The sequence below is a fragment of the Paenibacillus vandeheii genome (genome assembly GCF_030433635.1).
Lineage (GTDB): Bacteria > Bacillota > Bacilli > Paenibacillales > Paenibacillaceae > Paenibacillus > Paenibacillus vandeheii.
Genome location: NZ_JAROCD010000010.1, coordinates 84,503 through 98,799, shown reverse-complemented (window position 1 = coordinate 98,799; position 14,297 = coordinate 84,503). Strand labels below are relative to the sequence as shown.

Sequence of the window (14,297 nt, the reverse complement as noted above, 5' to 3'; positions counted from 1 at the left end):
CTTAGCACCTTCAAAAAGCGTGTTGCATAAAAAATAGACCCTTGCCCTGACGGCATGATCAGCCAGAGCGAAGGCCATTCGAATTCTGAATTCTCGATTATATTGTAATTTTAAATTTAATGATTTGCTCTTTGCATTCACCTTACAATCTACCCTTTGTTCATCTTACCTGAAAAGATCCGATCTGCAAGCACTTCATTGACGCTTCACTTCGACAGTGGCCGAGAAGAATGTAGCCCCGTTGCCCATGTCGGACAGACGATTGGACGTGAGCGAATTCGCCCGCTGTTTTTTGCCATTGCCATCCCACCATAAGCCTTGACTAATCACTGTTCCTGGCAGCATGGATTCACTTACTTTGGCGGTCAGCTCAATGCGGCCACGGTCGTTCCATACGACCACTGCATCCCCGTCCTGCACCTGTCTGCGAGCGGCGTCTTCTGGGTGTATTTGCAATAGTGGCATCTTCTCCAAGCGTTGATGTTTGGCCGAATTGGCAAAGGTGGAATTCAGGAAATTATGGTTCGGTGGCGACAGAAACATCAGCGGATAGACGTCCGCAGGTCCAGCCGGGTTCTCCCCGTCATATCCTTCAACCAGTGCACTGTACGCAGGTAACGGCGGCAATCCTCGCTGAGCCATCGTTTCCGAGTACAGCTCAATTTTCCCCGAAGGTGTGGGCAGCTGATCCAAATAGGACTCATGTGCAGACATATCCAGCTTGACGAAATGATGCTGCTTCAGCCCCTCCAAGGTTACTCCGTTCATGTAAGGATTGCCCGTACCCTGGAGTGCTCCCTCAATCATCTGTTCAGGTGTCTCACCGAAAATCTCCGGCTCATACCCCATCGCCTGTCCAAGCAAGGAGAACAACTCAACATTACTCTTGCTCTCACCCAAAGGCGCAATGACCGGCTCTTGCAAATGAACATACTGATGCCAGTAGGATGTATACAGATCTGTCGTTTCAAATGAAGACGTCGCAGGCAGCACAATATCCGCGTATTTCGCTGTATCCGTCATGAACAGATCATGGACAACCGTGAACAAATCCTCCCGTGCAAAACCTCGCATCACCCGCTCGGTATCCGGTGCCACCACCAGTGGATTGCTGCAATAAACCATCAACGCCCGGATCGGCTGCTCCGCTTCCAGCAGTGCTTCGCCAATCCGGTTCATGTTCACCACCCGCGACTCCGGATTCTGCCGCAGCTCTGGACGCTCCAGCGCATCGCTATTCGTGCTCGCGTAGCTGTTGGTACGGATAGCACCGCCGCCGCGCTTCAACCACTGGCCTGTAATGGCAGGCAGACAGGCTACGCTGCGCACATTCATGCCACCATTATCGTGATGCTGGAGGCCATTGCCGATATGAATGTGGGCCGCCTGTGCGTTACCGTACAGCTCAGCTAGCTTCACGATATCCGCTTCGGGCACACCTGTAATACGTGCAACGCGCTCAGGGGTGTAGCTGCGGACATGATCACGCAGTGCCTCATGGCCGAGGGTATACTTTTGCATAAAAGCCTCATCCGTCAGTCCCTGCTCGAACAGTACATGCATTAATCCGAGTGCCAGTGCGCTGTCTGTACCCGGGTAGAGTGGAATGAACCAGTCGCCCCATTGGGCGGTCCGATTGCGATGAACGTCGATGACGACGATTTGAGCTCCCTTTTTGCGGGCTTTCTCAGCCAGAACAACCTGGTGCATATTGGTGCTGACGATGTTCCCACCCCACACCAGAATGACATCTGCATGTTCCGTGTCTTCGGGCAAGGTTCCCCGGTTTGCACCCATCGTATATTTCCAGCCGGTATTTCCGGCCGCATTACAGATCGTCTGTTCCAGCTTACTCGCGCCTAGCGCATTGAAAAATCGACGATCCATGCCATCCACACCAAGAATGCCCATGTTTCCATAAAAGCTGTATGGCAGGATGCTCTCCGGTCCGTAGGTATCTGACAGTGAACTGAATTTCGCCGTAATCTCGCGAATGGCCTCATCCCAGCTGATTCGCTCGAACTGGCCTTCGCCCTTGGCTCCGATGCGTCGCATCGGATATTGCAACCGCTCGGGGTGATACACCCGCTCCGTCATATTTCGGACCTTGTTACAGATGGCGCCTTTTGTAATCGGATGGTCCGGATTGCCCGCTACCTTCACGATTTTACCGTTCTCCTTATGAAGCAGCAGGCCGCAAGTATCTGGACAATCGAGCGGGCAAACCGCCGGAAATACGCCATTCTCCTGGTCGATCATATACATGTTCCTCCCCCTTCAAAGCTATCCTCATATCATATCTTGTTCATGGTAATCGCGTAAAGAGAACAGACTTTTTTTCATCGCTACAGCCGCTCGAAATTTTCCAAAAAAATCTTTTTACCTCTTGATTCAATCCCCAAATTCAGGGGTAAATTAAAAATAAGGCATTAGGCTAGTGTTTCCCCACTTCCTCCTCATGCCATATCATGGACCACTCCCGAAATTCGCCATGAACAGGTTTCGTTCCCCCGAACCTTGTCATGGCGAATTTATTTTGTGTGGATATTTTTGCATCAGAAAAAAGGCAATTCCTTTCCCGTCCATTAAGGCATAGCAGATCGCTATGAATTGAACGAGATCAGAATCACCTCTCCTGCTTCTTTAAACCGTCTTTGCACCCATAACCTTGGCTATAGCTCTAATTCTAATACTCGGCAAATTCCCGCTACGCCTGCTTACTCCACATCGCTCTGGCTTCCGTCTCTACAGGCTGGGCCGCCATTGCCACCTCAGGCTTCACTTCCGGCTCTTGCCTGCGCAGGTACACCATCCAGTAGGCAGCCGCGACAAACAGCGCCCCTCCTGTCAGATTGCCAAGCCATACCGGAATGAAATTCATGACATATTGTCCCCACGAATAATGCCCTTCAAAGATCGCCGCAGGAATCAGGAACATGTTGGCGACAACGTGCTGAAATCCAATAGCCACAAAGGCCATCGTTGGAAACCAAATCCCCAGTACCTTGCCGCTCATCGTATCCGATGCATAGGAAAGCCACACCGCAAGAGCTACCAGCCAGTTACAACCGATCCCGGATATAAACGCCTGAAGAAAGCTGTCGTCCAGCTTATGCCCAGCCATATCGACCACTTTGGTCAAATAGGCACCCTCTGCCGTCAGACCGAGCACATGCCCAAACGCATAGGCCACAAAGATCGCCCCAAGGAAATTACCTATTGTGACTAAGGTGAGATTCTTCAGCATGTTGCCTGCGGACAGTTTGCGTGCAATCGTCGCGAGTGGAACAGCCATCATATTGCCTGTCAGCAGTTCCCCGCCGCCAATCAGCACCAATATTAAACCTACCGGGAACACGGCTGCACCAATCAGGTTAACCAAGCTGCCCCATTCTGCCGGAGCAGAGGCAATGACCCGAATATCCAGCAGGAATCCGAGCGCGATAAAAGCGCCTGCCAGAAAACTGAGTATCAATACGGAGGACACCGGATTTTGAGCTTTCTTCATCCCCGTATGCGCCGTATATTGTGCAACCTCAAGAGGTGTTTTTGCTGCCATAACGATCCTCTCCTTCATAGTTCATGACATCATAATTCAACTTGTTTGGTTGATATGTTCATTGTATCGCGAAGGTTTCGAGAGGTTTGTTACTTTTATCACAAAGTATGAAAACTGTGCTAGCACGCCAGCGTGACCACACTTCCATCCGAGAGGATGCACCCTCAAGCCAATCTCAAAAAACAAAAAGAACTACCGCAGGATGCGGCAGTTCCCGTATATATCAGCAGTATCCGTTATACCATCGCTGGTGTTTTCACTTCTACTGGAGGTAACGCCTGAAGACCAGCCGAGTTCAGGAAGTTCCACGGTTTGTTGTAATGTGGCTGGAAGAAGAAGTCGATGAAGGCCAGCTCATCTACCGTCATGTTGTTCTGGATGCAGACAGAGATTGTATTGATCGACTGTGTCAAATCAGCCTGTGACATGATCTGTGCACCAACAATGCGGCGGGTAGCCTGTTCATAGATCACTTTGAGCAGCAGCTTCTCAGCTGTTGGCATGAACTCCGGACGGTAAGCATCTTCAAGCGTTACCGCTTCAACAACCAGACCTTCGTCAGCAGCAGACGTTTCCGTCAGACCTGTGCCTGCAATATTTTGCTCATATATTTTTATCCCTGATGTGCCTTGTGTACCCATGTACTGTGTCGTAGGACGAATCAGGTTGCGTGCTACGAGTGTACCCATCCGAACGGCATTGGTTGCCAGTGGGATGTACGCTGCTTTGCCAGTTGGGTTGTAATGAATTGCACAGCTGTCTCCAGCAGCGAAGACGTCTTTCTGGCTGGTTTGCATATATTTATCCACGATGATTGCGCCGTTCGGCAGCATATCCACCTGACCTTTGAGCAGTTCGGTATTTGGCCGGAAACCAATGCACAGAATAACGAGGTCTGTTTCAAATTCTCCCTTGGATGTAATGACCTTGTTCACTTTGCCATTCTCTCCGGTGAATTTCTGTACTGTTTGGCCCAAAGCCAGCTTGATACCGCGTCCAGTCAACGTTTCTTCAATGGCATCCGTGAACTCGGGGTCCAGATATTTGTTCAGAATCCGGTCCACGCTATCAATCAGTGTAACTTCCTTGCCGTTCATTTGGAAAGCCTCTACCAGCTCGATGCCGATGTATCCAGCTCCAACCACAGTAATGCGTTTGGCATCCTTCGCCTTTTCTATGATGGTATTGGAATGGTTGTAGTTTTTGCAAAGTAAAATGTTGTCCATTTCGATGCCTTCCAGCTTCGGTACGACAGGCCATGAACCCGTTGTTACAATCAGCTTGTCGAACGTATCTTCGAATTCTTCCCCGGTTGTCAAGTTTTTAGCCTGAAGTTTGTGACCTGCAGCATCTACTGACGTCACTTCATGAAGCATTTTGGTAACGACACCTAGCTCGGCCAGTTGGTTAGGAGAAGAATAGAACAATCCGTCTGGATCTTTCACCACACCACCCACATACAGCGCAATACCACAGGATAAGAAGGAGATATTGTCATTGCGCTCATACACGGTAATGGTAGCATCCGGGTACAATTTGGCGGTGTTAACGATGGCTGCGGTTCCTGCATGTGTACATCCAATAACTGCGATTTTCATGATAAGGTTCCCCCTTGGAGTATATAAATATGAAATTGAATATAACGTCATTGTATTTGTGAAATATTTCACTTCTTAGTGAATACCTTATATGTGATTTATTTCACTTTATACACTTATTATAATGTGATCTTTTTCACATTACAAGGGGTTAATCAAAATAAATTTGTCGGACGTGTTTTTTCTTTACGATTAAACGAGCCATTGACTCATCTTCATTGACTTTAGTTTTCCCTGCTTATGGCTGATTTATGCTCCAACAAAGCGCAGTAACTTCCAATGAAGCACGTTTGCAGAGAGGATATTGCGCTTAAAAATGACTACAAAAAAAAGCCTGTCCTCCAATTATGGAGGCAGGCTTCTTCATTCTATTTTATACGCCAAGCAGCTTTTCAATCTCTGCAGTCATGGATTCCGGGGATTCTTTCGGTTCAACACGCCCTACAACTTCACCTTCACGATTCACGAGGAACTTGGTGAAATTCCATTGGATGCTGTTATCTTCACCAACACCAGGTTGCTGCTCACGCAGATACTTGAACAATGGATGAGCATCTTCACCATTGACGTCGACCTTGGCAAACACCGGGAAATTAACGCCATAGTTAATTTGGCAGAATGATTCTGCTTCTTCACTTGACCCCGGCTCCTGGCCGCCAAACTGGTTACATGGGAACCCAAGCACAACCAAACCTTGATCACGATAGCGATCATAGAGCTTCTGCAATTCACCGTATTGTGGAGTCAGTCCACACTTGCTGGCTGTATTGGCGATCACCAATACTTTGCCTTGATACAGATCGAGTGGCACTTCCTGATTTGCGGTCGTTACCGCCTGATACGAATATACGGACATGACTGATTCCTCCCATGAGTATGATGTAGGTTGGGCTGCAATTATGTACTGTTATGTACTGTAACGATTGCGGCACACAGCCTGTCTCCATATTATAGACCTGAGGCGAACAATTACCAAATCTGCGATTATATCCTGCCCAGGATCGTCCGTAGAAGTATCCTTCGTCCATCCACACAGCTAAGACCTTTTAGCCACATTTGGCAGCCAAAATCAATCATAGCCCTCTCGCCGCTCTGCCTTGGTCCATTTCCTCCCAGAATGCGAATAAGCCGCGTGCATAATGCACAGCGGCTTCATTCTATCGTTGAGGACCACCTACGGCCCGTTTCATTAAATTCCTGTCGCGTGACGAACGCGTTGCTCCGTCCGTCCTCCAGCATGAACCATTGCACTGTTCATGACCACTTGTTCTGGAGGTGCGGAATGCTGGCGTTCACCCGCGAGAGCGTAAGGCAAGCAGAGCGGTACACCGGAACGCGGATCAATCACGATATCAGCTTCAATGTTGAATACTTGGCGAAGCACATCAGAGTTCATAACCTCTACGGGTGAACCCGTAGCGATGGCTTTACCTTTTTTAATACCAATCATGTGATGCGCATAACGGGAAGCATGGTTCAAGTCATGCACAACCATGACAATCGTACGATTTGCTGTAGCATTCAGTTCCTCCAGCAATTGCAGTACTTCAAGCTGGTGAGCCATATCCAGGAACGTTGTCGGCTCGTCCAGGAACAGAATATCTGTCTCCTGTGCCAGAGCCATGGCAATCCAGGCACGTTGGCGCTGTCCACCGGACAGTTGATCAATTGGACGATCATGGAACTCCGTCATGCCTGTCACTTCGATGGCCCATTCAATCATGCGTTTGTCTTCAGCACGCATCGACCCAAAGCCTTTTTGATAAGGGAACCGTCCGTAGGACACCAGCTCGGTTACGGTAAGTCCCTCGGGAGCTGTTGGATTCTGTGGCAAAATCGCAAGCTGCTTGGCTACTTCACGCGTGGACTGCTTATGAATGGACTTCCCGTCGAGCAATACACTACCTGCTTTTGGATTCATGATCCGTGCCATCGTTTTCAGGATGGTGGACTTCCCTGAACCGTTGGCTCCAACAAGTGCTGTAATTTTCCCTTGGGGAATTTGAATATTCAGATTATCAACAATCAGTCTTTCCTCATAAGCGATATCCAACTTGGACGTCTCCAGACGAAACATGCGATCATCCCTCTCTCATTTATCCCGGTTATGTATTCCGGCTATGACAACGAAAACGAAATTATAGTTCAGCGTATTTCCGGCGCAACAAGATCTTATACACTAAAGATACTGATAATCATTATCATTTGTCAACACTAAATACCAAATTCCTTGATGGTTGTGAGCTATTTTTGAATTATTTTACTGGAAATGAGTCAGTTTGTCCCCCGTTCATGTGAGAGCTTTTCTCATCGTGTACGTGCATTACATCGCTTTGCGCAAGGTCATTCGTGCCCAACATTTTAATAATGTGTCTGAATTGTGAAAAATAGACCTATATTGCTTCAATTTGTACATGTTTTTCTCCATCGCTTGAACAAAACAAAAATACAGCCCCTACGAATTCTTCGAGGTGGCTGTATTTTGCATGAATTACCTATTCAAGTAATCTCGCTCAGAGCTTAGGTTCCGGGACGAGGTTGATGACGGTCGTTCCACTCTGAACACTCACGATGTCCTCCAGATCGATATCGGCCGGAAGCTCTACCTGGTGCCCATAAGGATACAGTCGGTCTGCTTCGGCAACAGTCAGATTTTCCACTGAAGACGAACCTGCTCCTGTAGACTGAGATGAATCTGAAGGCGTTTCGCCTGCTGCTCCCTCCGCTGTGCCTTTATCCGTGGAGTCCGTAGCTGCACCAGTCCCCGTATCCGTTCCTGTGCTCCCTGCTGCTGGATCTGAAGTGGTGCCCTCCGTTGTGGCTGAATCTGCCCCCTGCTCGGTTTCTCCGCTCTGCTGAGTGTCATCCGCAGTATGGGTAGAAGAATCCGCGGAGCTTCCTTCAGACGTGCCCTCTGTGCTGTTTCCGGCTGCACCTTCCCCATCCGGCTCCTCGTTACGGTTGAAACTCTCCCATTCTCCATCAGCATTGAGCTTCTGCGTAGTACCATCTTTCAAGTTCCATTGGAGAGTGTCCGTTTGCAAAGCGTTGCTGTCGGTTTCGTTTCGGTAACGGATAACCAACCGGGCAGGCGTCTGTGTACCGTCGTCCGCTTGGAATGCCGGAACGAGGTAGGCGATCTGTTCTGCGAGCTGCACCTCCGGTTCAGCAGGAACAACGGGCTCCTGTGTTGGTGGAGGTGATGCCGCTGGTGTCTCCGCCTTATTCCCCATCAAAGCATACGTACCTCCGGCAATACCAAGAATCAGGATAACGATGACCGATAGAAAAAGGTTTTTCCTTTTACCTGTCAGCATGCGTACCAGCGGAGAAGACAACTCTGTTCTGGCACGGTCGTAGGCAGGCTTCATCGTCTTGCTTGCTCTGGCATAATAGGGCTTGAAAGCTGACTTGGACTTAAAGGCTTCGCGATCGTGGGCCTTGAAATAAGCCACGATTGCATCCGCGTATCCCTTGTGTGCGTTAGAGCCGCGAATAAACAAGCGTTGATTCCCCGACCACTCCATAAATTGATACAACACTTCTGTACGTCCTGAACTACTGTAGATAAATTCAATAAGGCCTGGATAATCAAGCTTGTTGCTGCCGCTACCACCCCGATAGAAAGCCAGCGGCAGCGCTTCAAACGCAGCCGTACCTGGATGATCCCGAAGCTCCAAGACAAGCCAGCGGCGCGTCCAGCGCTGGAGTTCATTACGCTCAGCCAAGGAGAGTGCTTCCAGCTCCTCTTCGCTGCGCCCCTCACCGCTTAGCCATGCTCTCGCTGCCAGCATCATGTTTGTACGCGCAGATACATCTGAGCCCTGACGAGCAGCCCAGTCCCGAACCTCGTTTCCATGCAACAAAATATCAATGCTTAACAGCTGTTCACGATTAACCCGCTCCAGATCAAGATCCTGGATCATAAACAAATTAATGACGTAAGCCAGCTTATCGGCAAGTCGGGTTAAATCCTCCTGATATGCCGGTGGTTGGACAGCGGACTCAGGTCCACCTTTCCGGTTAGCCCGAGTTACAGCTCCAGACTGTCCTATTCGGGCAGTAATGCCTGAATCGAAGGAACCTGTGGCTGATACACGGTCCAGTACACTAACCCGTTTAAGTGCCTCATTGGCAGATTGAACAGGGTTGGGTGCTGAACACAAACGTTCACGCAGCTCGGTTGCTGTTCGTTCCAGCAGGAAGCTGTTGTGGATGGCAGGGGGATGCGAGGTAACCCATCTCTGAATCACTTCTACGACGTCGGCAGCAGATTCCGTGCGTTTCAGCTGACTATCCAGATAGGGCTCGAACAACAGCTTGGTCAGTGATTCGTTTGCCAGCACTTTGTCGAAGAAAGCGCGGCTTAACACGCTGTCCCGATCCAGCAAACCATACAGTTCCTGCACAGCACGCATACGTTTCTGTGAACGGGCGTTATTAACGCCATAGATGAAATATTCCACGATTCGGGACTGTACGACTGGCGCAGCGACCCGGAAATACTCTCCGATGCGTGCAGCAACCGATTCTTCAGGCACATTCTCCCGCTTGACGCTGTCCAGCTCACGACTGAGCAGTGTCAGAAACAACTCGTTCAAGCGTGAACGTTGCTGCGCTCCGCCTTCCGGTTTCAAGTAGGTGAGCAAGCCACTCAGGACATGGCTTTTGTTATCCAGGTACAGATCTTCCCTGCCCTGCTCCAGACGATAGAACATCGAAAGTTCCCCGTATGCTTCAATGGAAAGCTCCCGCCCAGGCTCCATTCCGGACAGCATCTCATCCGCAAAAGCATAAAATGGATCGGCAGCCGCTGGCTCATGCAGTAGAGACCATGCAAATTCCGTGTAAGGAAGCTTCGCCACAGATGCATCTGCATGAGTAACTCTGCCGGATACCAGATCGAAGGTGAAATCCTTCTCCGTATTTCGGTCTTTTGGACGCAGTGTGCCCCTCTCCACAAACTGGACGTGGATGCCCTTCTTCGCCTGCGGCTCCTTGGCAAATGTCATGAAGCCGAGCTGCCTCCGGAACGCGTAAGGCAGTGCCGTAAACAGCAACCGCAGCAATCCTTTGGCTCCGGCAGTAACTTCCTCAGCGGGCACATCCAGCGCAATATATACCTTCCGACGTGTCGCTACAGCTTGCATGACGGCGTAGAGCAGACGTTTGAACACCACTTCGTCCATTTTCAAAGCGCCAAGGATCTGGCTTGGAGAGGAACCTGGGCCGAAGTCACTAGCCGGGCTTATGCCGAAGCCCGAGCCTGTCCCTCTGGCAGACCCCTGTCCCACTCCAGCTGTACGCGGCAATTCAGTAAGCGCAGGCAGTACTGTTCCTTGTTCGATGTCATATGACGTGGCGAACACAGCATCCAGCCAGCCGCCCTGCTTCATCTGCTCTTCCGAGCGTTCAGGAGACAAGACATAGTTATGAGCGAAAAAAGCACTGCGCAGCCCGGTAAAATCAGCGGACTGGTACACATTTTGCCCAAGGATCGTCTCCCCGCTCTCCAGGTGAAGCAGATGAATGGACGGTGGGAACTTTGTCTCGTCCTTCTCACTCCGGCCCGTCAGTTCTGCTGGAGCGTCATAGACGCAGTAGGGATGAAGCACTTTTTTGATAAAAGAAGGGTCCAGTCCCGGCGATGCGGCAACCGTATCGAACCCCTCCGTTGTGCGAAACACCCCGCGCCGCTCTCTGGTGTACATCTGCTGTTCAATCGGCGGGGTTATGGTAGAACGCATCATCCCACTCTCCCCTCAATGTACTTCAGCTTGTACAGCAGCCAGAGGAATGGCTCATCAACACGGATTGGACTGACCACACCTTGCAGCTTCATATCCACCGGATTGCTTCCCAGCGCAGATACCGCAAAGTAAGCCGTATCCTTAAAGTACACATCCATCGTGCCTTTGAATGGACGGTCCACCTTCTCGATAAACCGTCGGATCTCCCCGTCGATATTCTCGAATTCGGTCAGGTCGAACCAGTCGCGGTGCACCATGTTGCGGAACACATTACTGTTGGATTTGATGTAATCACCCTCTTCATCCTTGAGGGAATGCAGCATATCGCTTTTGGTCAGTACAACGGCAGTTGGAATATTCGTCTTGGCTTTGTCCTGGTAAGCGATAAAGTCACCGAACATCGTCAGTACCACATCACGCGGCTCATCGTATCTTGGCGTCCACTCGCCTGGCTCATTGCCGAGATTGATGCGGATTTTGTCCCGGATGGAACGAATCTGGAGCGGGTCCACCATGAACAGAATGCCTGCCGAGTTCTTGATATGCTGCCCGTGAAGTCCCAGATAGTCCTGCTCCACCATACCTTCACCAGCAACGTCAAAGAATACCAGTGTCAGCGGAGCTTTATCTTCATCCTTGAATACAAACTGGAAAATAAACGGCTCCTGCAGCTTCTCCTTCTGCGTGGAATCCAGCAGATCGCCCCGCTCGAACAGCGGTTCTTCATAATCCGCACGGAACCGGCGACTAATCTCCGCATTCAGCGGCATGCAGGCCGCATCAAAGTGATCTGCAGTGTAATGCTGCAATGTATGAATCAATGAAGTCATGTAGACGGATTTCCCCACCTGTGATGCACCTATAATGGAAATGATGTTGCTTGGTGCTTTGCCTGCCGTGACAGGCAGCTCGTTATGGCACTGTGGACACAGTCGACGCCGCGTAACGACACCATACCGATCGTTCAGTCCCATCACAATGTTATCCGAATAGATGCGATGTTCCTCAGGTACATCATGCGGAGCCAGTACGGCCTCCATATCAAACACCGTATCCAGTCCAAACCGTTCGCGATACCGATTCAGCTTCGCATCTTCCCCAAGTGCGTAGTCCTCATCGTCGTCGCGATGATGCGCAGCCCGGAACACAACCTCCTCCGGTGAAAACTTGCTGAAGCAATACGGACATACGATATCGTAAAATAACGGCCGCTCTTCCGGCTGCTGTCGTTTCAAAAACCGACTAAAAAAGCTCATAGCCACTCCCCTCCCCTGATCAGTTAGACAAAGTTGATTTACACTCGCACTACGATGACAGAGTAATCTTCCAATCGCTGTTATCCCCAGATTTTTTTGATTCCTAACTATCTAATCTGATATAAGCCTATAGGCGGCTCCGTACTTTGGTCCGTCCGTGAAGAACAATCTCACGTAATCGTCCTTGGCTACCTCGACGGGTGGCATCTCATTTCTTCCGGGAGCAAAATCACTCACAAAAGGGTACACCGTGCCATCTTCCTTGTTCAACGGAACCCCGCCTTGCTTGCGGACATAACAGAGCGCTTCCTTCGGAACAGGTGCTTCGGCCGTGACGGTCATCAGCACACTTTTTCGTTTCTGGAAAAAACCGCTCTTGTACCGGATGGAAAAGCGAATATCCGCCTTGCCTGCGCTTGCAATCACTGTGTTGTCCCCATCACGCTGACGCACCAGAACTGGCCCGTCTTCCTCCATCTGACAGACATACACCGTGTACCGGATGGCACCAAAACCCGTGATGCGATCCATATATCCATTACTCGCCTTGTATTCTTCTTTCGTGTATAGCTTCAGCTTGCCCTGTGCAGCCTCTTCCCCGGTACGATCATCGCTCATCATATCGAGCTCCAGCCGTTCAACATATACAGCTTCCACACGATCTGGCCAGAGCCAGCGAAGTGTACACTGGCTCTCGTCCACTGCAAGTGTCAGTCTGCGAATCAGGGGCGCTGAAGGTTCTGCATCCGTAAAACGCATCTATCGTCTACCTCCAGACGTTAAAATCCTTTGCTGCGCGTATCTCTTCCCCGCTGACCGAATCCTTCTGCCGAATTGGCTCCTGTACCAGCCTCGCGGCGCCCACGAGTCTTCCGTGGTGTATTCTCCTTGATTGGAATGATCCAGGTGAACAGGGTTAACACGGCAGATAAGATGAGCATCGCTCCAAATCTTACAAATGCATCACCAACCGCTGATCCGTCCAGACCCCATTCAAGCAGAAGTCCTGCCAATAGACCGGATACAGCACCACCTATACCGAAGCTGACCGCCAAATGGCGGTTATCGAATACCAGTCCGAGGGATACTCCCAAGGCGACACCAATCAGAAGCAAGGCGGCCACTCGGAAAATAGCCAGATACGTACTGTGCTCCATCATGCCTGTCCGTTCGGTCACCAGTGTACGTTCATCTATCGTATCGTAAATTTGCTGGAATGCCAGATTGAGCCCCCCGGAATCCGGTACATCATAATACATGCCGCCCGTCTGCTGTGCGATATGACGCAGCAAGTCGGTTCCGGAAGGGTCTACCAGACTCAGACCCACTGTATTGACAGCAATCTGTTCATTCGCATACTCCGACAAAATGCCGGATGTGTCTACATCACTGAATCCATCGGATAGCAGGATCGCCACCGTTCCACGTTTCGGGTCCTGCTTGCCCTTAATCTGCTCCATCGCTTCGCGCAGCACGGCATCGAAATTGGTGCCGCCCGAGGTAGTCACGATGCCGTCAATCTTGCTGTATACCTCATTTTTGGCTGCTTCGCTGTCCATCTGGATGAACGGCTGTAACAACTGCGGCTGATCATCAAAAGTAATGACTGCGACCTGTTTGTCGCTCTCCATCTGGCTGATCAGCGTTTTCGCTGCTTCAAATCGGCCGTTATCCGGGTCCGTATCGGTCATGCTGCCTGAATTATCGATCATCAGTATAATATCTTTGACTTGCTTCGCACCGCCCGGGTTAATCTGATACAGCAATTGCAGGGCAAGTCCAACGACAAAAAGTAGTGCCAGCGTTGCCGGAACAAGCAGTTTCCAGGACAGCCCCAAATATCTCAGCTTCCAGGAAGCTCCGTTCAGCTTTGGCGAGATCATTTCTGCGAGTAAGCAGAACAATCCTACGCTAAGCGCCAGCACGCCAAAATATAATCCCATCAGCAATAGACGGGGCATTTCTCCAAGCCACTGACGCAGTATGATTTCTCCAGCCGCAAAGCCCACAGCTCCGCCAATGAGGCTGAACAGGACCAGGAGAAGATTGATTTTTCGCTGCATGTTTGCATGCATCCTTTCCAAACCAGCCGATAAACAGCTTAGTTAATACAAGATGGGTAATAAAAAATGAA

9 protein-coding genes are annotated in these 14,297 nt (G+C 50.2%); all 9 read right to left on the bottom strand.

Features of this window, described 5'->3' with window-relative positions:
* Positions 1-195: 195 nt before the first annotated feature.
* Complete coding sequence (locus P5G61_RS20375) at positions 196-2,259, bottom strand: molybdopterin-containing oxidoreductase family protein (protein WP_301248417.1); 2,064 nt, start codon at positions 2,257-2,259, stop codon at positions 196-198.
* 448 nt (positions 2,260-2,707) lie between these two features.
* Positions 2,708-3,559, bottom strand: a complete 852-nt coding sequence (locus tag P5G61_RS20370; protein ID WP_301248233.1) for a formate/nitrite transporter family protein — start codon at positions 3,557-3,559, stop codon at positions 2,708-2,710.
* A gap of 236 nt (positions 3,560-3,795) precedes the next feature.
* Positions 3,796-5,157 carry an FAD-dependent oxidoreductase gene (locus tag P5G61_RS20365; protein ID WP_301248232.1) on the bottom strand — a complete coding sequence of 454 codons (1,362 nt, stop codon included), beginning with the start codon at positions 5,155-5,157 and terminating at the stop codon, positions 3,796-3,798.
* Positions 5,158-5,530: 373 nt separating this feature from the next.
* A complete protein-coding gene (locus P5G61_RS20360) occupies positions 5,531-6,013 on the bottom strand; it encodes a glutathione peroxidase (protein WP_024632786.1) in 483 nt (160 codons plus the stop codon).
* 333 nt (positions 6,014-6,346) lie between these two features.
* Positions 6,347-7,234, bottom strand: coding sequence for an ABC transporter ATP-binding protein (locus P5G61_RS20355; RefSeq protein WP_301248231.1), 888 nt, complete (start codon positions 7,232-7,234; stop codon positions 6,347-6,349).
* Between the two features lie 436 nt (positions 7,235-7,670).
* Positions 7,671-10,904: a GAP1-N2 domain-containing protein gene (locus P5G61_RS20350; RefSeq protein ID WP_301248230.1), complete on the bottom strand. Its 3,234-nt coding sequence runs from the start codon at positions 10,902-10,904 to the stop codon at positions 7,671-7,673.
* Positions 10,904-12,163, bottom strand: a complete 1,260-nt coding sequence (locus P5G61_RS20345; protein WP_024632789.1) for a TRAFAC clade GTPase domain-containing protein — start codon at positions 12,161-12,163, stop codon at positions 10,904-10,906. Before P5G61_RS20345 ends, P5G61_RS20350 begins: the two co-directional genes overlap by 1 nt.
* 111 nt (positions 12,164-12,274) lie before the next feature.
* Positions 12,275-12,922: a beta-mannanase gene (locus P5G61_RS20340; RefSeq protein WP_285075859.1), complete on the bottom strand. Its 648-nt coding sequence runs from the start codon at positions 12,920-12,922 to the stop codon at positions 12,275-12,277.
* 20 nt (positions 12,923-12,942) lie between these two features.
* Positions 12,943-14,226 carry a vWA domain-containing protein gene (locus P5G61_RS20335; RefSeq protein WP_301248227.1) on the bottom strand — a complete coding sequence of 428 codons (1,284 nt, stop codon included), beginning with the start codon at positions 14,224-14,226 and terminating at the stop codon, positions 12,943-12,945.
* Positions 14,227-14,297 lie beyond the last annotated feature (71 nt).